The sequence below is a fragment of the Rahnella inusitata genome (assembly GCF_965118895.1).
Taxonomy (GTDB): domain Bacteria; phylum Pseudomonadota; class Gammaproteobacteria; order Enterobacterales; family Enterobacteriaceae; genus Rahnella; species Rahnella inusitata_A.
In genome coordinates, this window is sequence record NZ_CBCPJJ010000002.1 from 121518 (window position 1) to 147033 (window position 25516).

The window sequence follows — 25516 nt, forward strand, 5'->3', positions numbered from 1 at the left end:
GCATAAGCTTGCAGGGGATGCCCCGTCCCACTAGACTAAGCCGCCTGTTTTTGTCGTTAAAGTGAAGTGAAAAACCATGCGTGTTGCCGATTTTTCTTTTGAACTCCCGGAATCCCTGATTGCCCGCTATCCGCAGACCCAGCGCAGCGGCTGTCGTTTGTTGTCTCTGGACGGGCCGAGCGGCGAGTTAGCGCACGGCGTGTTCACCGATATTCTCGATAAAATCCTGCCCGGCGATCTGCTGGTCTTCAACAATACCCGCGTGATCCCGGCCCGCGTGTTTGGCCGTAAGGTCAGCGGAGGCAAGATTGAAGTGCTGGTTGAACGCGTGTTGGATTCACACCGCGTTCTGGCGCACGTTCGCGCCTCAAAATCTCCGAAGCCCGGCGCAGAGTTGCTGCTCGGTGATAAAGAAGACATTAAAGCGACGATGGTGGCGCGTCACGATACGCTGTTTGAGCTGGAATTTAATGAAGACCGCGATGTCTTTACCTTGCTCAACGAAATCGGTCATATGCCGCTGCCGCCGTACATTGACCGTCCTGACGAAGATGCCGACCGAGAACTTTATCAGACGGTCTACAGCGAACGTTTAGGTGCTGTCGCTGCACCGACTGCCGGTCTGCACTTTGATCAGCCGCTGATGGATGCGCTGAAAGAAAAGGGCGTGGAATTTGCGTTCGTCACGCTGCACGTCGGCGCGGGGACATTCCAGCCAGTGCGCGTGGATACCATCGAAGACCACATCATGCACGCTGAGTATGCCGAAGTACCTCAGGACGTGGTGGATGCGGTGCTGGCGTGTAAAGCGCGCGGTAACAAAGTGGTGGCCGTGGGCACCACATCTGTCCGTTCGCTGGAAAGTGCCGCCAAAGCCAGTGAAGATGCGCTGATTGCGCCTTTCTTCGGTGATACGAAGATCTTCATCTATCCGGGCTATCATTATCAGGTAATTGATTCCCTTATCACCAATTTCCACCTGCCTGAATCGACGCTGATTATGCTGGTGTCGGCGTTTGCCGGATATAAAAATACCATGAATGCTTACCACCAGGCGGTGGCCGAGCAGTACCGTTTCTTCAGTTACGGCGATGCGATGTTCATCAACCGTAACCCGCTGGCCCCGCAGGAAGTCGTGGGCGAGTAAGTTTGATTTAAAACTACCGGTCCGGACGCACTCGGTGCATCCGGGCTTTCTTTTCCGGGCGTCATGCCACGGACTTAACCTCATCAGACTGTTTCTCTGATGCTGGAGGCAATGTGAAGTACGAATTAAGCACTACCGATGGCCGCGCACGTCGCGGGCGTCTGGTCTTTGAACGTGGCGTGGTCGAAACCCCGGCATTTATGCCTGTGGGCACCTACGGCACCGTTAAAGGCATGACTCCGGAAGAAGTGAAAGAAACCGGCGCGCAGATCCTGCTCGGTAACACCTTCCACCTGTGGCTGCGCCCGGGTCAGGAAATCATGAAACTGCATGGCGATTTGCATGATTTCATGAACTGGCACGGCCCGATCCTCACTGATTCCGGCGGTTTCCAGGTGTTCAGCCTGGGTGCGATGCGCAAAATCAAAGAAGAGGGTGTGCATTTCCGTAACCCGATCAACGGGGATCCGGTATTCCTGAGCCCGGAAAAATCCATGGAGATCCAAAACGATCTCGGCTCTGACATCGTGATGATCTTCGACGAATGTACCCCCTATCCCGCTGACTGGGATTACGCTAAACGTTCGATGGAGATGTCTTTACGCTGGGCACAACGCAGCCGCGATCGTCACAACGAATTGAATAATAAGAATGCTTTGTTCGGGATTATCCAGGGAAGCGTTTACGAAGATTTACGAGATGTATCATTAAAAGGGCTGGTAGATATTGGCTTTGATGGTTACGCTGTGGGCGGTTTGGCGGTAGGCGAGCCGAAAGAAGACATGCACCGTATCCTCGAGCACGTTTGCCCGCAAATTCCGCAAGATAAGCCTCGTTATCTGATGGGCGTCGGCAAACCGGAAGATTTGGTGGAAGGCGTGCGTCGCGGTATCGATATGTTTGACTGTGTAATGCCAACGCGTAACGCACGTAACGGCCACCTGTTCGTCACTGACGGCATCGTGAAAATCCGTAATGCCAAGCATAAAGATGACACCTCGACGCTGGATGAACACTGTGATTGCTACACGTGTCGCAATTATAGCCGCGCCTACTTGCATCATCTCGACCGTTGCAACGAAATTCTGGGTGCGCGTTTGAATACCATTCATAATTTGCGCTATTACCAGCGTCTGATGGCCGGTTTACGCCAGGCTATCGAAGAGGGTAAATTAGAGCTCTTTGTGACAGACTTCTACGAGAGTAAAGGCAAACCGGTTCCGCCTTTAAACTTCTGATTTCTTAGTCGTGTCGGCATCACCTTTTGGCGGTGCCGATTTTATCATTTGTTGAGCCGTCATAATGGGGTATTGTGCGAGACGTTTATCGCCAGACTCCATTTTGGAAATACGGTATTTTTTACAACAACTCTTTTGCTTCACAACAACAATGAGGGAATTTAAATGAGTCTTTTCATTTCCGATGCTGTCGCAGCGTCTGGCGCACCGTCACAGGGAAGTCCTTACTCTCTGGTTATTATGCTGGTCGTTTTTGGTCTGATTTTCTATTTCATGATCTTGCGCCCGCAGCAGAAACGCTCTAAAGAACACAAAAAACTGATGGACTCCATCGGTAAAGGTGACGAAGTGATGACCACCGGTGGCCTGATCGGTCGCGTAACAAAAGTGGCTGAAACCGGCTATGTTGTTATCGCACTGAACGACACTAACGAAGTGATGATCAAGCGTGACTTCGTGGCAGCAGTTCTGCCAAAAGGCACGATGAAGTCTATCTAATTTTCGATTTTCCCGAAGGGAACTGCCGTGTTAAACCGTTATCCTGCGTGGAAGTATCTGATGCTGATCGTTGTGGTCATCGTCGGGCTGCTTTATGCACTTCCCAACCTTTATGGTGAGGATCCGGCTGTTCAAATCACTGGTGCTCGGGGTTCCGACGCCAGTGAAGCAACGCTGGACCAAGTCCGTAACGTATTAGATCAAAGCAAAATCCAGATCAAATCAGTTGCTCTGGAGAATGGCGCTATTCTTGCCCGTTTCAAAGACACGGATGTACAGCTTCGTGCACGTGAAGCGCTGACTGAAGCGCTGGGCGATAAGTTTGTCATTGCACTGAACCTCGCGCCGGCAACGCCGCGCTGGTTGAGTATGCTGGGCGCCGAGCCGATGAAGCTGGGCCTCGACTTACGTGGTGGTGTGCACTTCCTGATGGAAGTGGATATGGATACCGCGCTGAGTAAGCTGCAAGAGCAGACGATGGACAACATGCGCAGCGACCTGCGCGACAAGAATATTCCTTATGCCACGGTGCGTAAGCTCGACAACTATGGCGTTGAAGTGCGTTTCCGTGATGCTGCAACGCGTGATTCTGCGGTCAGCTACCTGAGCCCACGCCATCGCGATTTAGTGATCACCAACAGCGGCGATAACGCTGTTAAAGTGGTGATGACTGATGCTCGTATGAGTGAAGCTCGCGAGTATGCCGTTCAGCAAAACATCACCATCCTGCGTAACCGTGTTAACCAACTGGGTGTAGCCGAGCCGCTGGTACAGCGTCAGGGTGCTGACCGTATCGTGGTTGAACTGCCGGGTATTCAGGACACTGCACGCGCGAAAGAAATTCTGGGCGCGACCGCGACGCTGGAATTCCGTCTGGTAAACACCAATGTGGATGCCACTGCTGCAACCTCTGGCCGTGTGCCGGGTGACAGCGAAGTGAAAAATACCCGTGAAGGTCGCCCGGTTGTCTTGTACAAACGCGTGATTCTGACCGGTGACCATATCACTGACTCCACCTCCAGCATGGATGAGTATAACCAGCCGCAGGTAAACATCTCTCTCGACAGCGCTGGCGGTAACGCCATGTCTAACTTCACTAAGGATAACATCGGCAAGCCGATGGCGACCCTGTTCGTGGAATACAAAGACAGCGGTAAGAAAGATGCCAACGGCCGTTCAATTCTGGCGAAACAGGAAGAAGTCATCAACGTGGCGACCATTCAGTCACGTCTGGGCAACAGCTTCCGTATTACCGGCGTTAACGATCCGAACGAAGCCCGTCAGCTGTCTCTGCTGCTGCGTGCCGGTGCGTTGATCGCGCCAATTCAGATCGTTGAAGAACGTACCATCGGCCCGACCTTAGGGATGCAAAACATCACTCAGGGTCTGGAAGCGTGCCTGTGGGGCCTCGTGGCTTCCATTCTGTTCATGGTAGTTTGGTACCGTAAATTCGGCATCATCGCGACCACGGCGCTGGTGGCTAACCTGATTCTGATTGTCGGGATCATGTCGTTGCTGCCGGGTGCTACGCTGACCATGCCGGGTATTGCCGGTATCGTGCTGACACTGGCGGTGGCCGTTGACGCCAACGTACTGATAAACGAACGTATCAAGGAAGAGCTGAAGAACGGACGTTCCGTTCAGCAGGCTATCCATGAAGGCTATAAAGGCGCGTTCTCCAGTATCGTCGATGCCAACATTACTACCCTGATCACGGCAATTATTCTTTATGCAGTGGGTACCGGTTCGATCAAAGGCTTTGCTATCACCACCGCAATCGGTGTGGCAACGTCGATGTTTACGTCGATCGTGGGAACCCGTGCAATCGTGAACCTGGTTTACGGCGGCAAACGCATTAAAAAGCTGTCTATCTGAGGAGAGCGTTGTGGCACAGAAAGAATATACCGTTGAGCAACTCAACTATGGCCGTAAAGTCATCGACTTTATGCGCTGGGACAACGTGGCGTTCTGTATTTCAGGCCTGTTGTTCATCGCGTCCGTCGCGATTATGGGTGTTCGCGGGTTCAACTGGGGTCTGGACTTCACTGGCGGTACCGTCATTGAAATCAGCCTCAGCCAGCCTGCTAACCTCGACGACATGCGCGCCGATCTGGAAAAAGCCGGGTTCAAGGATCCGGTTGTCCAGAATTTCGGCAGTAGCCGTGATGTGATGGTTCGCCTGCCGCCGGTGTCAGGTAATGCCGGTCAGGAACTGGGGAATAAAGTCCTCAGCCTGGTGAATGCGGATATCGATAAAGACGCCACCGTAAAACGTGTCGAATTTGTCGGGCCGAGCGTGGGGAATGATTTAGCCCAGGCTGGCGGCATGGCGCTGTTGATGGCGCTCATTTCAATCCTGATTTACGTCGGTTTCCGTTTTGAATGGCGACTGGCGTTGGGTGCGGTTATCGCACTGGCGCATGACGTCATCATCACCATGGGCGTATTGTCACTGTTCAGGATCGAAATTGACCTGACCATCATCGCGTCCCTGATGTCGGTTATCGGCTACTCGCTGAATGACTCCATCGTGGTATCGGACCGTATTCGTGAGAACTTCCGCAAAATCCGTCGCGGTAACTCTTACGAAATCATGAACGTGTCCCTGACCCAGACGTTAAGCCGTACCATTATGACCTCGGCGACCACGCTGATGGTGGTACTGATGCTCTATATCTTCGGTGGTGCGTTGCTCGAAGGCTTCTCACTGACCATGTTGATTGGTGTGTCGATTGGTACTGTTTCGTCTATCTACGTGGCGTCTGCGCTGGCTCTGAAACTGGGCATGAAGCGTGAACACATGTTGCAGCAAAAAGTGGAAAAAGAAGGTGCAGATCAGCCTTCGATTCTGCCTTAATCGGCTGGTCGTTCAGTGATGAAAAACCCCGCGCTGCGGGGTTTTTTTTGTCTGAAATTCAGGGGGTTACGGCTGAATCTGCGCGGGTTGAGGCGTGGCCACAATATTATGCAGATGAACGAAGCCCAGCGTATCCATCGTAACCTGGCTAAACCTCACTTCAACAGTTTTCACCGGCCCCGGTAACAGATCCGGTTCGACGGTAATGTTCTGGGTTTGCATATCCACTGTCAGTGGTTTACCGGTTACCGGATCCAGCTGACCCCAGCTGATTGACGCGGTAAACGCTGGCAGCGGCTGGCCGGCATTATTCTTCACTTCCAGCACGGCCTGTAATCCGCTGGCGTCAGGTGCCACGCGCAGCAACGTGACGGTCAGTTCGCCCAGATCGCTTTTTAGCAGCGCCGGACTCTTCGCCGCAGGTAGCAAATACACGCCGTTGGTGGACTGACGGTTAAGCGTGGTTTGCTGTTCCAGCGCGACAGCCAAGTCGGTCAGCCGTTGCAGTTTCTGATTCAGCTGGCCCACTTCGGTTTTCAGTTCCGGTAATTGTGGATTTTGCTTCGCGCAGCCGGTCAGGCTAAGCAATGCGGCGCAGGCCAGCCAAAGGCGAGGGTGTTTCGTCATATCAGAGATTTCCTTTCTTCTGCCCGATGCAACATCCGTCCGGGCACTAATAGAGATGCGTAAGTTTAACCCGATGTCTATGAAAGTAGCGACAGCCTTTGTTGTCGGCACACTTCGGGTTAAACTGATGTCCAATTGAGTTCGCGATCAGGAAGTGCTATGCATTGCCCATTTTGTGCCGCTGTTGATACTAAAGTCATTGATTCCCGCCTGGTGGGCGATGGATCGCAGGTTCGCCGTCGCCGTCAGTGCCTGGTGTGCCATGAACGTTTCACCACGTTTGAAGTGGCTGAACTGGTGATGCCGCGCGTCATAAAAAGCAATGAGGTCCGCGAACCCTTTAACGAAGACAAATTACGCAGCGGGTTTCTGAAAGCGCTGGAAAAGCGGCCGGTCAGTTCAGATGACGTTGAAACTGCCATCAGCCACATTAAATCCCAGTTGCGCGCTACAGGCGAACGTGAAATTCCGGCCAAAATGATTGGCGGTCTGGTGATGGATGCGCTGAAAGGGCTGGATAAAGTGGCCTACATCCGCTTCGCATCCGTGTATCGCAGCTTTGAAGATATTCGTGAGTTTGGTGAAGAGATTGCCCGTCTTCAGGATTAAGGAACGTGAATGCTGTCCGAAATAGCTTCTGACGAACGTTTTATGGCGCGGGCTTTCGAGCTGGCGCGCCGCGGACGTTTCACTACCACGCCTAACCCGAACGTCGGTTGTGTCATTGTGCTCGATGGCGAAATCATCGGTGAAGGCTATCATGTGCGTGCCGGTGAACCTCATGCCGAAGTCCATGCTTTACGCATGGCCGGTGAGAAAGCCAAGGGTGCAACGGCGTATGTGACACTCGAGCCTTGCAGCCATCACGGGCGCACGCCGCCTTGTGCCGATGCGCTGCTGGCGGCAGGTGTCACCCGTGTGGTCGCGGCGATGCAGGATCCGAACCCTGAAGTTGCCGGGCGCGGTCTATATCGCCTCAAACAAAACGGCGTGGATGTCAGCCATGGTCTTATGCATTCGCAGGCGGAAGCCGTCAATCTCGGTTTCCTCAAGCGGATGCGTACCGGTTTCCCATACGTGCAGCTGAAAATGGGCGCTTCATTAGATGGCAGAACGGCTATGGCCTCGGGCGAAAGTCAGTGGATCACTTCTGCTGCAGCGCGCGCTGACGTTCAGCGTTTTCGCGCAGAAAGCTCAGCCATTCTGAGTACCAGTGCTACCGTGCTGGCCGACAATCCATCACTGAACGTGCGCTGGAGTGAACTGGGCAGCGACGTGCAGGCGATTTATCCCGAAGAAAATCTGCGCCAGCCCCTGCGGATCATTCTCGACAGCCAGAACCGTGTCACGCCTGAGCATCAGTTGATGAAACTTCCCGGCGATGTGCTGCTGGCGCGTCTGGAGAAGGACAATCAAATCTGGCCTGAATCCGTAGAGCAATGGTGCGTTCCAGGCCGCGACAATCGAATCGATCTGGTTCTGCTGATGATGCAGCTGGCGAAACGCCAGATAAACTCTATCTGGGTCGAAGCAGGCGCACAACTCGCCGGCGCCTTATTACAAGCCGGTCTGGTTGATGAATTAATCGTTTATATGGCACCTAAGTTATTGGGTGATAATGGCCGGGCGCTGTGTGAACTGCCTGGATTGCAGCATCTGAGCGATGCGCCGGAATTCGCCTTCAGCGATGTCCGGCAGATTGGGCCGGATCTGCGCCTGCGCATGAAACCGCAGTACTGAATTGCGTGCTGAAAACATCGTACTGAGAATTTTACGCCTCCTTGTCCGCATGGGTTTAAAAGCACATGTCCAGACAGGGTAATTTTATGATAGAATCCGCCCCCCTGCGGCTGGGGTTGAGAAACTCCTGAACCCACTTTAAGGAAAACTATGAACGTTATTGAAGGTGTTGTAGCCACGCCTAACGCGCGCGTAGCGATCGCGATTGCTCGTTTTAACAATTTCATCAACGACAGCCTGCTTTCCGGTGCTATTGATGCGTTGAAACGTATTGGTCAGGTCAGCGATGACAACATCACCGTAGTCTGGGTCCCGGGCGCATACGAATTGCCTCTGGCAACCCGTGCTCTGGCTGAAAGCGGTAAGTACGACGCCGTGGTTGCTCTCGGTACCGTCATCCGCGGGGGCACAGCCCACTTTGAATTCGTCGCGGGCGAATGCAGCTCTGGCTTGTCCAGCGTCGCAATGAACAGCGAAATCCCGGTTGCCTTTGGTGTGCTGACAACAGAAAGCATTGAACAAGCCATCGAACGCGCAGGGACAAAAGCCGGTAACAAAGGTGCAGAAGCTGCACTGACCGCGCTTGAAATGATTAATGTTATCAAGGCTATTAAGGCCTGAATCTAGTTAAGGGGAAATCCGTGAAACCTGCTGCTCGTCGCCGCGCCCGTGAATGTGCCGTACAGGCGCTTTACTCCTGGCAGTTGTCGAAAAATGACATCGCCGATGTTGAATTAGAATTCCTGACCGAGCAGGATGTCAAAGACGTAGACATTGCCTATTTCCGCGAACTGTTGTCGGGTGTAGCAAACAGTGCAGAGAAACTCGATGCATTGATGGCGCCATACCTGTCACGTCAGCTGGATGAATTAGGCCAGGTGGAAAGAGCGATCTTGCGTCTGGCTCTGTTTGAGCTGAGCAAGCGCCAGGATGTCCCTTACAAAGTGGCCATCAATGAAGCGATCGAACTGGCGAAAACCTTCGGCGCTGAAGACAGCCACAAGTTTGTCAACGGTGTGCTGGACAAAGCGGGCCCGCATATTCGCAAGAAATAATGTCAGCCAGGGTCAGCGTTTCTGATAAATGATCACACTCATTTTCAGCCGAATGCGCGCTCTGTTGATAGTCTGGTGATGTCACCTCGCTTATCCTCTGTGTGACACCCCTCTTAAGGCCGGTTTTCCGGCCTTAAGTCATTCTAACGATTTGGAATTGTACTATGGCATCCGGCGAATTTGACGTTATCAATCGCTACTTTAACCGGTTCAGAACTGCCCGGCAGGATGTTCAGTTAGGCATTGGTGATGATTGTGCCTTACTGACGGTTGGCGAAAAGCAGCTACTGGCAGTCAGTACTGATACGCTGGTCGAAGGCATTCATTTCCTTAAAACCATTTCTCCGGCCGATTTGGGTTACAAAGCGCTGGCAGTGAACCTCAGTGATCTGGCCGCAATGGGCGCGGATCCTGCCTGGGTTTCTCTCGCACTGACGCTGCCTGAGGTGAAAGCCGACTGGTTAGAAGCGTTCAGCGACAGCCTGTTCGAACAACTCAATTATTACGGCATGCAACTGATCGGCGGCGATACGACGCGCGGTCCGCTGAGCATGACGCTGACCATTCAGGGGCTGGTTCCCGTTGGGCGTGCGTTGACGCGCTCCGGTGCGGGTGTCGGCGACTGGATATTTGTGACCGGCACGCTGGGTGACAGCGCGGCGGGTCTGGCGGTTCTGTTGGAACAGCTGAATATCGGTGATGATCAAACGCGCGAGTTCTTGCTTAAACGTCATCTGCGGCCATCGCCGCGCGTTTTGCAGGGGCAGGCGCTGCGTGATTTAGCCACGTCGGCCATCGATCTGTCTGACGGACTGATCTCTGATCTTAAACACATTCTGAAAGCCAGCGACTGCGGCGCGCGTTTGGATCTCGACGCTATCCCGTTCTCTGACGCGATGAAGAGTCTTGTCGAACCGGAGCAGGCGCTGAAATGGGCGCTGACCGGCGGTGAAGACTACGAACTTTGCTTTACCGTACCGGAAATCAACCGGGGAGCGGTAGATGCTGCGCTGAGCCATCTGGGGGTGGATTTTACCTGTGTCGGTCAGATCGCGCCGCTATCGGAAGGCATCAAGTTCTTACGCGGCGGCAAACAGGTAGAGCTGGAATGGCAGGGGTTTGATCACTTTGCCTGACAGGCTGTTTCGACGGTTTGCTTCAAGCTGAAAAAGGCGCGACAGGTTTATTCTGTCGCGCCTTTTTGTTTTCAACTCAACGATGTTTCGCTGATCTTATTCAAAACCGACGGCCTTGTGCGGCACGTAAGCCATTTCCAGTTCGGCGATTTCTTCGATGGTCAGCCTGATGTTCAGCGCTGCAATCGCGTCGTCGAGATGAGCCGGGCGAGAAGCACCGATGATAGGTGCCGTGATCACGTGTTTGCTGAGGATCCACGCCAGCGCGATCTGCGCACGCGGCACGCCATGGTCTTCGGCGATTTTACCTACGCGTTCAGCGATTTTAGCGTCAGCTGCATCGGTGGCGTCATACAGTGTATTGGCAAAGCTGTCAGACACAGAACGCGCAGTGGTTTCGCCCCACGGACGCGTTAACTTACCGCGTGCCAGCGGGCTCCACGGCAGCACCGCAATATTCTCTTCCAGACAAAGCGGATACATTTCCTTCTCTTCTTCCCGCTGAATGAGGTTGTATTGATCCTGCATCGAGACAAAACGTGCCCAGCCATTTTGCTCAGAAATATCCAACGCCTGTTTGAACTGATGGGCGTGCATGGAAGACGCCCCGGTAAAGCGCGCCTTACCGGCTTTCACTACGTCGTTGAGCGCTTCCAGCGTTTCTTCAATCGGCGTGTTGTAATCCCAGCGGTGGATTTGCAGCAGATCGACGTATTCCATGCCGAGGCGGCGCAGGCTGTCGTCGATGGATTGCATGATGGAGGCGCGGGACAATCCGCCTTCCAGGCCGGTGACCGGATAAAAAACTTTGGTGGCGACAACGATGTCATCGCGTTTTGCGAAATCCATCAGCGCACGTCCGACGATCTCTTCGCTGCTGCCGTCAGAATAGCTGTTGGCGGTGTCAAAGAAGTTAATGCCCGCATCCAGCGCCTGTTTGATGATCGGGCGGCTGCTCTCTTCCGGCAGTGTCCAGGCATGTCTGCCGCGATCCGGTTCGCCATAGGTCATACAACCCAGACACAGTTGCGACACTTTCAGACCGGTTTTTCCCAACGTGGTGTATTGCATTGCATCTCTCCGTAAAAGCCTGCGCCGTGACCGGCAGGCGTTAAAAAATGATTAGCATGCTTAACTGTAGCTCACAGAACGGCGGGATCGTGGAAGAGATGAGGATGCGGGGGGAGAAACCCCTCTTTCAGGCGAAAGAGGGGAAATAATCAGGCCAGCCAGTCGGTGATTTGACGGTCGATCCCTTCGGCATCCAGCCCGACGTCATGACGGATTTCGTCCTGTGTGCCTTGGGGCACAAAGCTGTCTGCCAGACCAATATTCAGCACCGGCACCAGCATACGTTTCGCCATCAGCAGTTCATTCACACCGCTGCCTGCGCCGCCCATAATGGCGTTCTCTTCAACCGTGACCAGCACTTCGTGGCTGGCGGCCAGTTCCAGAATCAGGGCTTCGTCCAGCGGTTTCACAAAGCGCATGTCCACCACGGTGGCATTACGTTTTTCAGCGGCTTCCAGCGCATCCGGCAACAAAGTCCCGAAGTTGAGGATCGCCACTTTCTCGCCTTCGCGGCGTACTACGCCTTTACCCATTGGCAGTGACACCAGCGGCTCGCAGGTTGCGCCAGTGCCCGTACCACGCGGATAACGCACCGCTACCGGGCCGCCGTTATGGTGATAACCGGTGTGCAGCATCTGGCGACATTCGTTTTCATCACTTGGCGTCATGATGATCATGTTCGGAATGCAGCGCAGGAACGAAAGATCGAACGCGCCCTGATGCGTCTGGCCGTCGGCGCCGACAATACCGCCACGGTCGATGGCAAAGAGCACCGGCAGATTCTGGATCGCCACGTCGTGGATCACCTGATCGTACGCACGTTGCAGGAAGGTGGAATAAATCGCCACGATCGGTTTGTAACCGCCAATCGCCAGACCGGCAGCAAAGGTCACGGCGTGTTGTTCTGCGATAGCGACGTCGAAGTACTGCTGCGGATATTCGCGGGAGAAGCGCACCATGCCGGAGCCTTCACGCATCGCAGGCGTCACCGCCATCAGCTTGCTGTCTTTAGCCGCCGTTTCGCACAGCCAGTCGCCGAAGACTTTCGAATAGGTCGGTAAACCCTCTTTGCCTTTTGGCAAAATACCGGAAGCCGGATCGAATTTTGGCACCGCGTGCCAGCCTATCGGATCTTTTTCGGCAGGCGCATAGCCTTTACCTTTTTTGGTCATGATGTGCAGCAATTGCGGGCCTTTGAGGTCACGCATGTTTTTCAGCGTTTGCACCAGTGCCACCACGTCATGTCCGTCAACCGGGCCGATGTAGTTAAAGCCCAGCTCTTCAAACAGCGTGCCCGGCACCATCATGCCTTTCAGATGTTCTTCAGTCCGTCGCACCAGTTCTTTGATAGGCGGTATGCCGGAAAGTACCTTTTTGCCGCCTTCACGCAGATGCGAATACAATTTACCGGATAACAGCTGCGCCAGATGATTGTTCAGCGCACCGACGTTTTCGGAAATCGACATTTCGTTGTCGTTGAGGATAACCAGCATGTCGGGTTTGATATCACCGGCGTGGTTCATGGCTTCGAAGGCCATACCGGCGGTGATCGCGCCATCACCAATTACGCAGACCGTACGGCGGTTCTTGCCTTCGCGCTCGGCGGCAACGGCCATACCCAATCCGGCGCTGATTGACGTCGACGAGTGGCCGACAGACAGCGTGTCGTATTCGCTTTCACCGCGCCACGGGAATGGGTGCAGGCCGCCTTTCTGGCGGATGGTGGAAATCCGGTCACGGCGTCCGGTCAAAATTTTATGCGGATAGGCCTGATGGCCGACATCCCAGACCACGTGGTCGAACGGCGTTTTGTAGACATAGTGCATGGCTACGGTCAGTTCAACCGTTCCCAGCCCGGACGCAAAGTGTCCGCTGGACTGGCTGACGCTGGCCAGCAAATACTGGCGCAGTTCGTCGCACAGCTTAGGCAGGCTCTCTTTAGGAAGTGAACGGAGATCTTCAGGATTCTCCGCCAGCGCCAGTGTCGGGTATTTGGCTAGTTCAAGACTCATCAGTTGCTCATAGTAAGTATTAATTATCGCGCTCAATAATGAAGCTGGCTAACGCGAGAAGTGGCGCTGTGTTGTAAGAAAGCGCGGCGAGCTGGTTCAGTGCGGAAACGGCTTCCTGATGCAGGTCCATGGCCTTGGCCTTTGCGCCGTCTAGCCCCAGCAGGGCAGGGTAAGTACTTTTACCCAGTTGTTGATCCGCACCCTGACGTTTGCCCAATGTGGCGGTATCGCCAATCACGTCCAGAATGTCATCCTGAACCTGAAACGCCAGGCCAATCGCCTGTGCATAGGTATCCAGTATAGGCAAAACGGCTCGTCCGGTATTGCCCGCGGCCAGCGCGCCCATGCGCACTGCGGCACGGATCAACGCACCGGTTTTATGACGGTGAATTTTCTCCAGTGCGTCGAGGCTGACCTGCTGGCCTTCGGCGGCCAGATCCAGCGCTTGTCCGCCGCACATGCCGCTGGCGCCGCTGGCAGTGGCCAGTTCGGACACCATCGACAGACGATCTTTAACCAGTACGTCCGGCATGTCGCCGTCGGCTAAAATAGTGAACGCCAGCGTTTGCAGCGCGTCACCGGCGAGGATCGCGTTCGCTTCACCAAATTTGATGTGACAGGTCGGCTGTCCGCGACGCAGATCGTCGTCATCCATCGCCGGCAGATCGTCATGGATCAGCGAATAAGCATGAATGCATTCAACAGCGGCGGCAGGCGCATCGAGATTTTTCACATCCAGACCGAACAGCTCCCCGGTGGCGTACACCAGATAAGGGCGCATACGTTTACCGCCCAGAAGCGCACCGTAGCGCATCGCTTCAACCAGCGGTAAATCAGCCAGTGGCTGAGCGTCAATGTAGGCGGTCAGAACGGCGTCTACACGCTGCTGCATGGCGCGCAGCTCACGGGAGAATTCGCCAGCCGGAGAAAGAGACGTCGCTTCAGACATATTCCGTTACTCTGCTTGCGGTGTGAAAGGTGCCAGCGGTGCATCTTCATCGCTGTCGAGCAGGAGCTGCACACGCTGTTCGGCCTGTTGCAGTTTTTGCTGCCCCTGACGGGCAAGCTGGACGCCTTGCTCAAATTCATTCAGCGCGTCTTCTAAAGGTAATTCGCCTGATTCAAGGCGGGCAACGATCTGTTCCAGGTCGGCCAGCGTAGTTTCAAAATTGGCGGGTGGTGCAGATTTTTTCGGCATAATTCTCTTTCAATATCGTTGACAAGACTCGGTGACCAGAGCGCTGAGACGGCAGGGTCGGTTCTCAGCCCAGGGAGACATCCCGTTAAGCATGGCACTGCTGTTTGGTTTTGCGCGCAGAATATCCATGAAAAGTGATATACTCTACGCCGCTGAGTTTATTGCTAAGCCCAATGTGGCACAAAACTGATGATTCATAAACAAACATAAGGCTTAGCAATAATAGGATCCTAGATCCTTATTCAGTGACTTACTACCCCGTTCTTTAACCTGCTAACAAAAGACTGCCATGAAGTTTATCATTAAATTGTTCCCTGAAATCACCATCAAGAGCCAATCTGTGCGTTTGCGCTTCATTAAGATCCTCTCAAGCAGCATTCGCAACATTGTGCGGCCGCATGATGAGACGCTGGCAGTCGTACGCCATTGGGATCATATCGAAGTTCGCAGCAAAGACGAAAGCAAACACGATCTCATCCAGGAAATGCTGTGCCGTATTCCGGGCATCCGCTACGTAGAAGAAGTAGAAGATCGTCCTTATACCGATATGCACAACATTTTCGAACAGGCGCTCGAAGCCTATCGCTCTGAAGTCGAAGGCAAAACTTTCTGCGTGCGTGTAAAACGTCGCGGTAAGCATGAATTCAGCTCCGGCGACGTAGAGCGCTACGTGGGCGGCGGTCTGAATCAGCACATTGAGTCTGCCCGGGTGAATCTGACTTCGCCAGAAGTGACGGTGAAGCTGGAAATCAACGACGACAAACTGGTGCTGGTGAAAAGCCGTCTGGAAGGTCAGGGCGGTTATCCGATCGGCACGCAGGAAGACGTGATGTCGCTCATCTCCGGCGGTTTCGATTCCGGTGTTTCCAGTTATATGCTGATGCGTCGCGGCTGTCGTGTGCATTACTGCTTCTTTAATCTCGGCGGCGCGGCCCATGAAATCGGTGTAAAACAGGTGGCGCATTACCTGTGGAACCGTTTTGGCAGTTCGCACCGCGTGCGTTTTATTGCCATTGATTTTGAACCGGTGGTCGGTGAGATCCTGGAAAAAGTCGAAGACGGTCAGATGGGCGTCGTTCTCAAACGTATGATGGTGCGCGCAGCGTCATCTATCGCAGAGCGTTACGGCGTGCAGGCGCTGGTGACCGGCGAAGCGCTGGGCCAGGTATCGAGCCAGACGCTGACCAACTTACGCCTGATCGACAACGTTTCTGACACGCTGATCCTACGACCGCTGATTTCTCACGATAAAGAGCACATCATCAAGATTGCCCGTGAAATCGGCACCGAAGACTTCGCCAAAACCATGCCGGAATACTGCGGTGTGATTTCGAAAAGCCCGACCGTGAAAGCGGTGAAAGCCAAAATTGAAGCCGAAGAAGCGATGTTCGATTTCGCAGTGCTGGATAAAGTGGTGAGCGAAGCGCGAAACGTAGATATCCGAGAAATTGCTGAGCAGGCCGCTCAGGAAGTACCTGAAGTCGAAACCGTGGCGGAGTTTGTTTCTACCGATATCGTGCTCGACGTGCGTGCGCCTGATGAAGCAGAAGCAGACCCGCTGGCACTGGAGAATGTCGAAGTGAAAACGCTGGCATTCTATAAGCTGGCGACGCAGTTCGGCGATTTGGATCAGAGCAAAACTTATTTGCTGTACTGCGATCGCGGCGTCATGAGCCGTTTGCAGGCGCTGTATCTGAAAGAGCAGGGCTTTAACAACGTGAAAGTTTATCGCCCCTAATTTTATTTTCAGGCGATAAAAATAAAGGGGTTCAGCATCGCTGAGCCCCTTTTGCTTTCAGGCTTTCCGGTCAGGATTCTCGGGCGCCTTCGTCGGTGTAGTTGTAAATCCCCGGCGCGAGCACCAGCTGCGCGGCGATTTCTGCGGCTTTGGTTTTACCGAGCAGGAGATCGATAATCTTCAGCGCAAACTCCATTGACGTGCCCGGCCCTTGGCTGGTCAGCAGATTGACGCGCGGATCGAAAATTACCCGGCGGTCTGACCATTTGTTCGGATCGATTTTATCGCGCAGCCCCGGGAAACCGGTCATATTGCCAACCGGGAATAAGTCGTGATATTCCAGCACCAGCGCGGGCGCAGCGCAGATGGCGGCGACAATTTTCCCGCTGATGTGCATCTGACGGACTTTCTCTACCAGCAGCGGACTTTCACTGAAACAGGTGGCCCCACCGAGGCCACCCGGCAAAACGATCACATCAAAGTCGTCATCTGCGACCTCTACCAGCGTGACGTCCGCCAAAATACGCACGCCTCGCGAACAGCGGATTTCCAGATTACCGTCCCCCGCCACGCTGGCGGTGGTGACGTGAATGCCTGCGCGAACCAGCAAATCTATTGCGGTGACGGCTTCAATCTCTTCGCTACCAGGTGCCAGGCAGACCAGAACTGATGCGCTCATAGTCGTTTTCCTTTTTCTTAATTTGTTCAAATATTCGGGTGTTTACCGGCAGGCTCAGCCCGTGTTTGCGACCGCGACGCAGTACATAGCCGGTAATATAATCAATTTCGGTGTGACGCTGATGACGGATATCCTGCAACATTGAAGAATGATTGGCTGCCGTGGTGTCGATCACCTGATAGACAAAACTCAGCAGCGATTCGCTGTGGATCTCATATCCCTCTATCGCCATGACCTGTGCAACTTCCAGACAGATCTGCTCTATCTGGTCGGCGCAGGCGATAAGATCGCCATTAGTACATTCATGAAGCGCGGTGAGGGGATTGATCACGCAGTTAACCGCCAGCTTATTCCACAGTGACGGCCTGATGTTGTCGTGCCACGCAACGTCCGGCAGCGCATGATGTAATGTATCCGCCAGCGCACTGTGCGCCGCGCCACGCTGCGTGACTGGGCCGATGTGAGTCATACCCGATGCAACGTGCAATATCGCGTTACCCTCGTGCCGGGCGGCGTGGGTGGTGGCGCCTTGTAAGATAGCCAGCCGGTTAGCCGGTAACTCATCCACGGTCCCCATGCCGTTATGCAGCAACAGGATCGTACAATTATCATTGAGCATCGGCATCAGCGCGCTGACCGCGCCTGACACCTGCCACGCTTTCAGCGTTACCAGAAGCAGCTCGCTTTGCGCCAGATGCTCCGGATCATTGGTCGGCATATTACGGTTAAACGCCACGCCTTGCGGGGAAATCACGTTGACGGCACAGAAAGGCTGCGCAATGCGGATCCACCCCTGCACGTCGTGGCCTTGCTGATAAAGGGCTGATAGCCAAAGTTGTCCCAGCGCACCGCAACCTAATACTGTAATTTTCATTGTGCCTCCCGGGATTGGTGGCGAAATACGCCGTAGGAATCGGGTGTAGAAAGAATATTCTGCTGTCCGGTTATCGTATTAGTATAGACATTTGTGCTGCACATCACATTTTCACCTGCACTTTTTGACCCCCGTGCCCATTTGTGACTGGAACTTTGCTGTCGTTTGGCATCGGCGGTTGAAGGCGGTATTATGCACGCCATATAACGTGCAATACAAAACTACAGGGAGAAGCGATTATGCCGTCTTTTGACATTGTTTCCGAAATCGACATGCAGGAAGTTCGTAACGCCGTGGAAAACGCCAGCCGTGATCTGCAAACCCGCTGGGATTTCCGCAATGTACCAGCCAGCTTCGATCTCAACGAAAAAAACGAGAGCATCAAAGTGGCCAGCGAATCTGATTTTCAGGTCAATCAGCTGGTGGATATTCTGCGTGAGAAGTTAGCCAAACGTGGGATTGAAGGCGGCGCGCTGGAAATTCCGGAGCAGATGGATCACAGCGGTAAAACTTACAGCGTGGAAGCCAAACTGCATTCTGGTATTGAATCGACGCTGGCGAAGAAAATCGTCAAGCTGATCAAAGACAGTAAGATCAAAGTGCAGGCGCAGGTTCAGGGCGATGAAGTTCGTGTGACCGGCAAAGCGCGTGACGATCTGCAGGCGGTGATGGCGCTGGTGCGTAACGGGGATTTGGGACAGCCATTCCAGTTTAAGAATTTTAGAGATTAAAACATTCTTCGTTGAAAACATCAGGGACGCTTAGGGCGTCCCTTTTTCATGCGCGCTATTTCTTCTGTTGCAGGCGTCTCACCAGCTCGAAGTCTTTAAAATAAATCGGTTTGTCGTGCTGCATGGAGAGATTACCGGCGATGCCGGTCAGGATCGACATTGCGCCTGCACGGTGATCTGCCGCGCGCTTTAACGGATCCTCTTTGCGTTCGCCAAACAGATCCTCAAGCATGGCGTTATCTCCGCCGCCGTGACCGCCTTCGCCCAGCGAGAATTCGGCTTCCCACGCTTTGGCAAACAGCGGATACACTACTATTTTTGCCTCTTCCAGACTGCCTTCGCTTTCACGTTTACCACCTGCATTCACGTAGGACATCTCGACGATTTTCATTTCGATACGGCCTTTGGTGCCGTTAAATACCACGTTCAGCCCTTCCCATGGCAGATAGGCGTTGAGTGAATAGGTCATCTGCACTTTGTTCTGGTATTTCACCAGCACCGACAGCGTGTCTTCGATATTGATGCCGTCGCTGAACACGCTCTGATCGCGAAAATAGCTGTCCTCGTGCTCGGCATCGAGATACAGGGCTTTTAGCTGGGCGTTATCAGCCATATGCAGGGCGAAAGGATCGCTCTCTGCCTGCGGATAGCCGTGCGCACGCGGGTAAAACTCCGTCACGCCGCGCTTCTCGGCATTCTCTTTACCATAAAATCGCAAATCGCCCTGTGCGTAAACTTTTTCCGGCGTGCTGTTAAGCCAGAAATTCATCAGATCAAAATGGTGGGTGGATTTGTGCACCAGCAGGCCGCCTGAGTTGCGCTTTTCGCGGTGCCAGCGGCGGAAATAGTCTGCGCCGTGTTCGGTATTGAGCAGCCATTCAAAATGCACAGAAAGGACTTCGCCGATGGTGTCCTGCATCAGGAGTTCGCGGATTTTGCTGTGGTGCGGTGCGTAACGATAGTTGAATGCCACGCGAACCTGATAGCCGGTGGTATCGACCGCATCGAGAATACGTAGCGCGCGGTTTTCATCAATGGTCATCGGCTTTTCGGTGATCACATCGCAACCGGCGTGGAGGGCGCGGACAATGTAATCGTCATGCGTGCGATCCATGCTGGTGACAATTACGATGTCGGGTTTGGTCGCGCTGAGCATGTCGCCGTAGTCGGCGGCTTTCCAGGTGGGAACCGGTGCGATGTCACGCTGCGCCAGCTGCTGATTCGCATAATCCATGCGTGTCTGATTGGTGTCACAGAAAGCCACAAACTTTGCGTTATGGCGGTATTTACCGGTGATCGCGTCAATGTACAAACCTGAACGTCCGCCGGTGCCCACTAAAGCATACGTTTTCATGAGATCCCCAAAGGCTGAAAAGCCGTCATGGCTGACAGAATTTTTGTTAAGGAATTCCTGAGGATAATGATTATGGGAGATTTTTAAGTGAGGTGTATCACAGCGGGGGACATCAAAATGAAATGGCGTGCCATTTTCGAAGGCACGCCCATATTTACTGCAAGCGGTATGTTGAAATCAGGCAGCGCTGACCAGCTGTTCCAGCGCTTTACGGTTAGTCTGTTTGGTGTCGACTTTCACATAAGCACTGAATTCCTCCGGCACCACCACGGCTTCTGCCACGCCCGGCTGCGCCATAATGCGCGCCTGCAGGGCAGAATCTTTCACCGCCAGTTCAGAGAGCGTGATGCGCAGGCTGCTGACATACGGGGGTTCGGTCATGGTCGAACTGACCACCAGCCAGACTACGGCAATCGCCGCGCACACCAGGAAGACCGCGCCTGCACCGGCGTTACCATAGACATAACCGCCTAAGCTGCCGCCAATCGCTACGCCGATAAACTGGCTGGTGGAATAAAGCCCCATTGCGGTGCCTTTGTATCCGGCCGGAGATTCTTTACTGATAAGCGATGGCAGAATTGCTTCCATCACGTTAAATGCGAGGAAGAACAGCTGGATACCGGCGATGACTGCCCACAAATGCAGACCGGCTGACCACAGGACGATTTCTGCCAGCAACAGCACCGCCACGCAGCCCATGAAGACCTGCTTCATGTGACGTTTTTTCTCGGCATAAATAATCACCGGGATCACCGCGACGAATGACGTCAGCATAGTGACCAGATAGACACGCCAGTGCTCGCTTGGCGGGAAGCCTGCGTGTTCCATCACTTGCGGTAACACCACGAAGCTCGACATCAGCAGGATATGCAGGCACAAAATGCCGAAATTCAGCTTCAGCAGTTTCGGGTTGCTCAGCACTTTGCCGAAGCTGCCTTTCACCATGCTCGATTCGCGATTGAGAATATGTGTGGCAGGGGAGGGGACAACGGCGACGGTAATGATGATGCCGACGATAGTCAGCCCGGCAATCGCCCAGAACAGTGCGTGCAAACCCCAGGCGTGCGTGATGATTGGGCCGAGCACCATCGCAATCGCAAAGGTCACGCCGAAGCTGATGCCGATAAAGGCCATCGCTTTGGTGCGGTTCTGCTCGCGGGTGAGATCAGACAGTAGCGCCATGACCGCGGCGGCAATTGCCCCGGAGCCTTGCAGAGCACGACCAATGATCACGCCCCAGATAGATTCGGTGGAGGCGGCAACGATGCTGCCGATACAGAAAATGATTAAACCAAAAACGATCAGCGGTTTACGACCAACGCGGTCAGACATCAGTCCAAACGGGATTTGAAACACAGCCTGCGCAAGGCCATAAATACCAATTGCGATGCCGATCAGCGTTTCGCTGGCCCCGGATAACGCCATACCGTAGGTGGTCAGGACGGGAAGAACCATGAACATGCCGAGCATGCGTAAAGAAAATACTGTCCCTAGTCCCCATGTTGCCCGACTTTCCTGCGGGGTCATCTGGTTATCGTTCACATTACTACCTCAAAATAACAATCGTGCATTGTAGTGCTTTTGGCGAGTTCGGGTAAAACGATGGATCTTTAGCAGATATTACGGGTTTTGCTTTCCGGCAGAACAAAAGAAAAGGCCAGTATCGCTACTGGCCTTTCAGTGTGCTGATTATCGGAATGAACGACAGCGCGTCAGGCTAACAGCTTGGGTCACCAAACGTAGGTTAACAGCGATGTCGGCGCGGAATTAAAGTCCACTGACATCATAAAGCTCAGCGACATAATGGTCACGATGGAGAAGCCAAACAGCTTCCTCGCCCAGACCACGTCGTTCTCAGCCTTGTAACCTTTCAGTGCCATGCCCAGCCACCAGACACTCACCGCACCGGCGACAATCAGGTATTTATAACCTGCATAACCGCTCAGAGTGAGCATCAGCGTGGCAATCATAAACGCCAGAATGTAGACGGTAATATGATGCTTGGCGACGGAAATGCCTTTCACTACCGGCAGAACCGGGATGCCTGCTGCCTGATAATCTTTAAAGCGGAAGATGGCAATCGCGTACGAGTGCGGCATCTGCCACAGGCTGAATATCAGAAGCAGGATCAGCGCACCGGTATCAAACTGGCCGGAAACGGCACAGTAACCAATCACCGGTGGCGCCGCGCCCGACAAACTGCCGATCAGCGTGCCGTATACCGAGTTGCGCTTCATGTAGAGGCTGTAAACGCCGACATAAATCACAAAGCCCATCACCGCCAGCCACATGGCTAGCGGATTGGCGCCGATATACAACAACGCAAAGCCCACAATACCCAGAATAGTGGCGTAAACCAGGGTTGTTTTCGGCGGAATAAGTCCTTTTACCAGGGCCCTGTTCTTCGTTCTTTCCATGATCCGGTCGATGTCGCGGTCGATGAAGTTGTTAAACACACAACCCGATGCCACGACCAGCGAAACGCCCACCAAAGTGGCGAGAAAGAGTGGGAAGTCGATGTTGCCTTTGGCAGCAAGGAGGAATCCCCCGATGACAGAAATTAAGTTGCCGAAAATAATTCCTGGTTTCGTTACTTGCAGGTATTGCTTAATCATCACGTGCAGCTCGGCTCTTTAACTGACCATCATATTGAGGTTGAGGTTATACATAATCCACAATGAGCCCACAACGACGATAAAGATAATCACAGCGGTGAACAGAAATGCCACCAGATTCCAGCGAGCTTCCGACGCAGTACTTAAGTGCAGGAAGAACACCAGATGGACAACGATCTGGATGACCGCGGATGCAACCACGGTACCAATGATCAGTGAATGCGAAGCAGTATCGCTCATGACCATGGCGAACGGGATAACCGTCAGGATCACTGACAGGATGAAGCCAATCAGGTATGACTTCACGCTGCCGTGGCTTGCGCCGCCGTGGGAAGTGGCAGAATGACTCATGCTAATACCCCCATCAGGTAAACAACGGTGAATACACAGATCCAGACAACGTCCAGGAAGTGCCAGAACAGGCTCAGACACATCAGACGGGTTTGGTTAACGGCGTTCAGACCACGACGGCTTACCTGAATCATCATGATGACGATCCAGATCAGACCGCAGGTTACGTGGATCCCGTGAGTCGCTACCAGCGCAAAGAATGCTGACAGGAAACCACTGCGATCCGGACCGAAACCTTCTTTGATCAGGTGATGGAATTCATACACTTCCATGCAGATGAAGCCCAGACCGAACAGGAAGGTCAGGAACAACCAGCCGTTGACCGCTTTCACGCTGCCTTTGCTCATACCGAGCATCGCCATGCCGTACGTAATACTACTGAACAGCAGGAAGAAGGTTTCTACCAGCACGAACGGCAGTTCAAAAATGTCTTTACCAGTCGGGCCACCCGCGGTCCCGTGCACCAGCACCGCGTAAGTTGCGAATAAACTCGCAAACAATACGCAGTCACTCATCAGGTAGATCCAGAAGCCGAAGACTTTGGTCTCACCCGCGTCGTGGTGCCCATGCTCTGCATGGGCTGCGTCGTGGTTAGTCAGGGTATCAGTTGCCATGTTTCACACCTGCTTTACGGATTTGTTCATGATGAAGATTTTCAATACGTTCGACTTCTTCAGCTGATACGTAGTAATCAACATCTTCGTCGAAGCTTTTCACAATCCAGGTCACTACCAGTGCGAGGAAGCTTACTGCTGCCAGCCACCAGATATCCCAGATTAATGCGAAACCACAAACCAGACTCAACATAGCGATGATGAAGCCTGCGCCGCTGTTACGTGGCATATGAATTTTTTCATATTTTGCAGGTTGCTTGTAAGCGGTGCCTTTCTCTTTCATGTCCCAGAACTCATCGCGGTCGTGAATTTGCGGCACGATAGCGAAGTTGTAGAACGGAGGAGGAGAAGAAGTTGACCACTCCAGAGTACGTGCATCCCACGGGTCACCGGTCAGATCGCGGTTCTGGTCGCGGTCGCGGACAGAAACGAAGATCATGATCAGCTGACAAAGGATACCGATAGCAATCAGCGCTGCACCGCACGCGGCGATAACCAGCAGCGGATGGAACTCAGGATCGATATTCTGGCTGACACGACGGGTCATACCCATGAAGCCCAATACGTACAGTGGCATGAATGCAACGAAGAAGCCGATGATCCAGAACCAGAATGAACGTACACCCCATTTCTCATTCAGCGTAAAGCCGAAGGATTTAGGGAACCAGTAAGTCAGACCTGCGAAGCAACCGAAGACCACACCACCGATGATAACGTTGTGGAAGTGAGCAATCAGGAACAGGCTGTTGTGCAACACGAAGTCAGCACCCGGAACCGCCAGCAGAACGCCGGTCATACCACCTACAGAGAAGGTGACAATGAAGCCAACGGTCCACAGCATCGCTGCGTTCAGCGTGATACGGCCCTGGTACATGGTGAACAGCCAGTTGAAGATTTTTACCCCGGTCGGGATAGAAATGATCATCGTCATGATGCCGAAGAAGGCATTGACGTTAGCGCCTGAACCCATGGTGAAGAAGTGGTGCAGCCAAACGACGAACGACAACACGGTGATGGCGATGGTTGCCCATACCAGCGAGGTGTAACCGAACAGACGTTTCTTAGAGAAGGTTGCTGTAACTTCAGAGAACACACCAAAGACTGGCAGAACCAAAATGTACACTTCCGGATGGCCCCAGGCCCAAATCAGGTTGATGTACATCATCATGTTGCCGCCCATATCATTCGTGAAGAAATGGGTGCCCAGATAACGGTCTAAAGTCAGCAGTGCAACAGTCACGGTCAGAATCGGGAAGGACACGATAATCAACACGTTGGTGCACAGTGCGGCCCAGGTAAATACCGGCATTTTCATCAGCGGCATGCCTGGTGCGCGCATCTTCAGGATGGTCGCAAAGAAGTTAACACCGGTCAGCAAGGTACCAATACCGGATATCTGTAGACTCCATATCCAATAATCGACCCCCACACCCGGACTGTATTCCTTACCTGACAACGGCGGATAGGCCAACCAACCGGTCTGTGCGAACTCACCGACACCCAGAGAGATGTTGATCAGAATCACAGCGGCAGCGGTGAACCAGAAGCTGACGTTGTTCAGGAACGGGAACGCAACGTCGCGTGCACCGATCTGTAAAGGAACCACCACGTTCATCAAACCGATAACGAAAGGCATCGCCATGAAGAAGATCATGATCACGCCGTGCGCGGTAAAGATTTGGTCGTAGTGATGAGGCGGCAGGAAGCCAGGTTCACCCGCAGAGGCGAGCACCTGCTGGCTACGCATCATGATGGCATCGGCAAAGCCACGCAACAGCATGACGAAAGCCAGAATGATGTACATGATACCTAATTTTTTGTGGTCGACGGAGGTCAGCCACTCGGTCCACAGATACTTCCACTTGCCGAAATAGGTGATACCGGCAACGACTGCCAGACCGCCCAGGATTATTGCGGCAACGGTGACCATGATAATCGGTTCATGATAAGGAACCGAATCAAGCGTTAATTTTCCGAACAT

At 53.5% G+C, this 25516-nt stretch carries 25 protein-coding genes; 12 read left to right on the top strand and 13 right to left on the bottom strand.

Annotated elements, in window-relative coordinates; genetic code table 11:
• The first annotated feature begins 76 nt into the window (after positions 1–76).
• The 5 genes from queA to secF all read left to right on the top strand — a co-directional run bounded on the left by queA (position 77) and on the right by secF (position 5740).
• The gene (gene queA / locus ACMHLI_RS02105) at positions 77–1147 is read left to right on the top strand and encodes a tRNA preQ1(34) S-adenosylmethionine ribosyltransferase-isomerase QueA (protein WP_413528056.1); all 1071 of its coding nucleotides are present in this window, start codon (positions 77–79) and stop codon (positions 1145–1147) included.
• A 113-nt stretch (positions 1148–1260) separates the two neighbouring features.
• A complete protein-coding gene (gene tgt / locus ACMHLI_RS02110; RefSeq protein WP_112164287.1) occupies positions 1261–2385 on the top strand; it encodes a tRNA guanosine(34) transglycosylase Tgt in 1125 nt (374 codons plus the stop codon).
• A 165-nt stretch (positions 2386–2550) separates the two neighbouring features.
• Positions 2551–2883, top strand: coding sequence for a preprotein translocase subunit YajC (gene yajC / locus ACMHLI_RS02115; RefSeq protein WP_056770992.1), 333 nt, complete (start codon positions 2551–2553; stop codon positions 2881–2883).
• Positions 2884–2910: 27 nt separating this feature from the next.
• Complete coding sequence (gene secD, locus ACMHLI_RS02120; RefSeq protein WP_413528057.1) at positions 2911–4758, top strand: protein translocase subunit SecD; 1848 nt, start codon at positions 2911–2913, stop codon at positions 4756–4758.
• A gap of 70 nt (positions 4759–4828) precedes the next feature.
• A complete protein-coding gene (secF, locus tag ACMHLI_RS02125; protein ID WP_413528289.1) occupies positions 4829–5740 on the top strand; it encodes a protein translocase subunit SecF in 912 nt (303 codons plus the stop codon).
• Between the two features lie 66 nt (positions 5741–5806).
• On the opposite strand, the gene ACMHLI_RS02130 is transcribed toward secF, so the two are convergent.
• Positions 5807–6367 carry a DUF3251 domain-containing protein gene (locus ACMHLI_RS02130; RefSeq protein ID WP_413528058.1) on the bottom strand — a complete coding sequence of 187 codons (561 nt, stop codon included), beginning with the start codon at positions 6365–6367 and terminating at the stop codon, positions 5807–5809.
• A 159-nt stretch (positions 6368–6526) separates the two neighbouring features.
• On the opposite strand from ACMHLI_RS02130, the gene nrdR reads away from it, so the two are divergent.
• The 5 genes from nrdR to thiL all read left to right on the top strand — a co-directional run bounded on the left by nrdR (position 6527) and on the right by thiL (position 10298).
• Positions 6527–6976, top strand: coding sequence for a transcriptional regulator NrdR (gene nrdR / locus ACMHLI_RS02135; protein WP_112164291.1), 450 nt, complete (start codon positions 6527–6529; stop codon positions 6974–6976).
• Between the two features lie 9 nt (positions 6977–6985).
• A complete protein-coding gene (ribD, locus tag ACMHLI_RS02140) occupies positions 6986–8107 on the top strand; it encodes a bifunctional diaminohydroxyphosphoribosylaminopyrimidine deaminase/5-amino-6-(5-phosphoribosylamino)uracil reductase RibD (protein ID WP_413528059.1) in 1122 nt (373 codons plus the stop codon).
• A gap of 150 nt (positions 8108–8257) precedes the next feature.
• A complete protein-coding gene (ribE, locus tag ACMHLI_RS02145; RefSeq protein ID WP_056771010.1) occupies positions 8258–8728 on the top strand; it encodes a 6,7-dimethyl-8-ribityllumazine synthase in 471 nt (156 codons plus the stop codon).
• A 20-nt stretch (positions 8729–8748) separates the two neighbouring features.
• A complete protein-coding gene (nusB, locus tag ACMHLI_RS02150) occupies positions 8749–9162 on the top strand; it encodes a transcription antitermination factor NusB (protein ID WP_101075473.1) in 414 nt (137 codons plus the stop codon).
• 164 nt (positions 9163–9326) lie between these two features.
• On the top strand, positions 9327–10298 hold the full coding sequence (gene thiL / locus ACMHLI_RS02155; protein WP_413528060.1) for a thiamine-phosphate kinase: 972 nt from the start codon (positions 9327–9329) through the stop codon (positions 10296–10298).
• A 96-nt stretch (positions 10299–10394) separates the two neighbouring features.
• On the opposite strand, the gene ACMHLI_RS02160 is transcribed toward thiL, so the two are convergent.
• The 4 genes from ACMHLI_RS02160 to xseB form a co-directional block, all read right to left on the bottom strand.
• A complete protein-coding gene (locus ACMHLI_RS02160) occupies positions 10395–11369 on the bottom strand; it encodes an aldo/keto reductase (RefSeq protein ID WP_413528061.1) in 975 nt (324 codons plus the stop codon).
• A 149-nt stretch (positions 11370–11518) separates the two neighbouring features.
• Positions 11519–13381: a 1-deoxy-D-xylulose-5-phosphate synthase gene (gene dxs / locus ACMHLI_RS02165; protein ID WP_413528062.1), complete on the bottom strand. Its 1863-nt coding sequence runs from the start codon at positions 13379–13381 to the stop codon at positions 11519–11521.
• Positions 13382–13400: 19 nt separating this feature from the next.
• Positions 13401–14330, bottom strand: coding sequence for a (2E,6E)-farnesyl diphosphate synthase (ispA, locus tag ACMHLI_RS02170; RefSeq protein WP_413528063.1), 930 nt, complete (start codon positions 14328–14330; stop codon positions 13401–13403).
• A gap of 6 nt (positions 14331–14336) precedes the next feature.
• Positions 14337–14579 carry an exodeoxyribonuclease VII small subunit gene (gene xseB / locus ACMHLI_RS02175; RefSeq protein ID WP_413528064.1) on the bottom strand — a complete coding sequence of 81 codons (243 nt, stop codon included), beginning with the start codon at positions 14577–14579 and terminating at the stop codon, positions 14337–14339.
• A 289-nt stretch (positions 14580–14868) separates the two neighbouring features.
• On the opposite strand from xseB, the gene thiI reads away from it, so the two are divergent.
• Positions 14869–16317 carry a tRNA uracil 4-sulfurtransferase ThiI gene (gene thiI, locus ACMHLI_RS02180; protein WP_413528065.1) on the top strand — a complete coding sequence of 483 codons (1449 nt, stop codon included), beginning with the start codon at positions 14869–14871 and terminating at the stop codon, positions 16315–16317.
• A 70-nt stretch (positions 16318–16387) separates the two neighbouring features.
• Here the strand turns inward: thiI and yajL are convergent, their stop codons facing one another.
• Both yajL and panE read right to left on the bottom strand, forming a co-directional pair.
• On the bottom strand, positions 16388–16996 hold the full coding sequence (gene yajL / locus ACMHLI_RS02185) for a protein deglycase YajL (protein WP_413528066.1): 609 nt from the start codon (positions 16994–16996) through the stop codon (positions 16388–16390).
• Positions 16959–17870, bottom strand: coding sequence for a 2-dehydropantoate 2-reductase (gene panE, locus ACMHLI_RS02190; RefSeq protein ID WP_413528067.1), 912 nt, complete (start codon positions 17868–17870; stop codon positions 16959–16961). Before panE ends, yajL begins: the two co-directional genes overlap by 38 nt.
• A 239-nt stretch (positions 17871–18109) precedes the next feature.
• Between panE and ACMHLI_RS02195 the strand changes: the two genes are divergently transcribed.
• Positions 18110–18601 carry a YajQ family cyclic di-GMP-binding protein gene (locus tag ACMHLI_RS02195; RefSeq protein ID WP_112164301.1) on the top strand — a complete coding sequence of 164 codons (492 nt, stop codon included), beginning with the start codon at positions 18110–18112 and terminating at the stop codon, positions 18599–18601.
• 55 nt (positions 18602–18656) lie between these two features.
• Here ACMHLI_RS02195 and ACMHLI_RS02200 read toward each other — a convergent pair whose 3' ends face one another.
• The 6 genes from ACMHLI_RS02200 to cyoB form a co-directional block, all read right to left on the bottom strand.
• Positions 18657–19955: a Gfo/Idh/MocA family protein gene (locus ACMHLI_RS02200; RefSeq protein WP_413528068.1), complete on the bottom strand. Its 1299-nt coding sequence runs from the start codon at positions 19953–19955 to the stop codon at positions 18657–18659.
• A 177-nt stretch (positions 19956–20132) separates the two neighbouring features.
• Positions 20133–21497, bottom strand: coding sequence for an MFS transporter (locus tag ACMHLI_RS02205; protein WP_413528069.1), 1365 nt, complete (start codon positions 21495–21497; stop codon positions 20133–20135).
• A gap of 188 nt (positions 21498–21685) precedes the next feature.
• Positions 21686–22570, bottom strand: a complete 885-nt coding sequence (cyoE, locus tag ACMHLI_RS02210; RefSeq protein WP_112164304.1) for a heme o synthase — start codon at positions 22568–22570, stop codon at positions 21686–21688.
• 18 nt (positions 22571–22588) lie between these two features.
• Positions 22589–22921 (bottom strand): cytochrome o ubiquinol oxidase subunit IV, encoded by a 333-nt coding sequence (locus ACMHLI_RS02215; RefSeq protein ID WP_056771051.1) that lies wholly within the window; start codon positions 22919–22921, stop codon positions 22589–22591.
• Complete coding sequence (locus ACMHLI_RS02220) at positions 22918–23535, bottom strand: cytochrome o ubiquinol oxidase subunit III (protein ID WP_413528070.1); 618 nt, start codon at positions 23533–23535, stop codon at positions 22918–22920. The genes ACMHLI_RS02215 and ACMHLI_RS02220 overlap by 4 nt, the downstream gene beginning before the upstream one ends.
• The gene (cyoB, locus tag ACMHLI_RS02225) at positions 23525–25516 is read right to left on the bottom strand and encodes a cytochrome o ubiquinol oxidase subunit I (protein ID WP_112164306.1); all 1992 of its coding nucleotides are present in this window, start codon (positions 25514–25516) and stop codon (positions 23525–23527) included. Before cyoB ends, ACMHLI_RS02220 begins: the two co-directional genes overlap by 11 nt.

Coding starts and splice junctions, on each gene's coding strand:
- queA (WP_413528056.1), top strand. CDS start 77: ATGCGTGTTGCCGATTTTTCTTTTGAACTCCCGGAATCCCTGATTGCC.
- yajC (WP_056770992.1), top strand. CDS start 2,551: ATGAGTCTTTTCATTTCCGATGCTGTCGCAGCGTCTGGCGCACCGTCA.
- secF (WP_413528289.1), top strand. CDS start 4,829: ATGCGCTGGGACAACGTGGCGTTCTGTATTTCAGGCCTGTTGTTCATC.
- ACMHLI_RS02130 (WP_413528058.1), bottom strand. CDS start 6,367: ATGACGAAACACCCTCGCCTTTGGCTGGCCTGCGCCGCATTGCTTAGC.
- nrdR (WP_112164291.1), top strand. CDS start 6,527: ATGCATTGCCCATTTTGTGCCGCTGTTGATACTAAAGTCATTGATTCC.
- ribD (WP_413528059.1), top strand. CDS start 6,986: ATGCTGTCCGAAATAGCTTCTGACGAACGTTTTATGGCGCGGGCTTTC.
- ribE (WP_056771010.1), top strand. CDS start 8,258: ATGAACGTTATTGAAGGTGTTGTAGCCACGCCTAACGCGCGCGTAGCG.
- thiL (WP_413528060.1), top strand. CDS start 9,327: ATGGCATCCGGCGAATTTGACGTTATCAATCGCTACTTTAACCGGTTC.
- ACMHLI_RS02160 (WP_413528061.1), bottom strand. CDS start 11,369: ATGCAATACACCACGTTGGGAAAAACCGGTCTGAAAGTGTCGCAACTG.
- dxs (WP_413528062.1), bottom strand. CDS start 13,381: ATGAGTCTTGAACTAGCCAAATACCCGACACTGGCGCTGGCGGAGAAT.
- ispA (WP_413528063.1), bottom strand. CDS start 14,330: ATGTCTGAAGCGACGTCTCTTTCTCCGGCTGGCGAATTCTCCCGTGAG.
- xseB (WP_413528064.1), bottom strand. CDS start 14,579: ATGCCGAAAAAATCTGCACCACCCGCCAATTTTGAAACTACGCTGGCC.
- thiI (WP_413528065.1), top strand. CDS start 14,869: ATGAAGTTTATCATTAAATTGTTCCCTGAAATCACCATCAAGAGCCAA.
- yajL (WP_413528066.1), bottom strand. CDS start 16,996: ATGAGCGCATCAGTTCTGGTCTGCCTGGCACCTGGTAGCGAAGAGATT.
- panE (WP_413528067.1), bottom strand. CDS start 17,870: ATGAAAATTACAGTATTAGGTTGCGGTGCGCTGGGACAACTTTGGCTA.
- ACMHLI_RS02195 (WP_112164301.1), top strand. CDS start 18,110: ATGCCGTCTTTTGACATTGTTTCCGAAATCGACATGCAGGAAGTTCGT.
- ACMHLI_RS02200 (WP_413528068.1), bottom strand. CDS start 19,955: ATGAAAACGTATGCTTTAGTGGGCACCGGCGGACGTTCAGGTTTGTAC.
- cyoE (WP_112164304.1), bottom strand. CDS start 22,570: ATGATTAAGCAATACCTGCAAGTAACGAAACCAGGAATTATTTTCGGC.
- ACMHLI_RS02215 (WP_056771051.1), bottom strand. CDS start 22,921: ATGAGTCATTCTGCCACTTCCCACGGCGGCGCAAGCCACGGCAGCGTG.
- ACMHLI_RS02220 (WP_413528070.1), bottom strand. CDS start 23,535: ATGGCAACTGATACCCTGACTAACCACGACGCAGCCCATGCAGAGCAT.
- cyoB (WP_112164306.1), bottom strand. CDS start 25,516: ATGTTCGGAAAATTAACGCTTGATTCGGTTCCTTATCATGAACCGATT.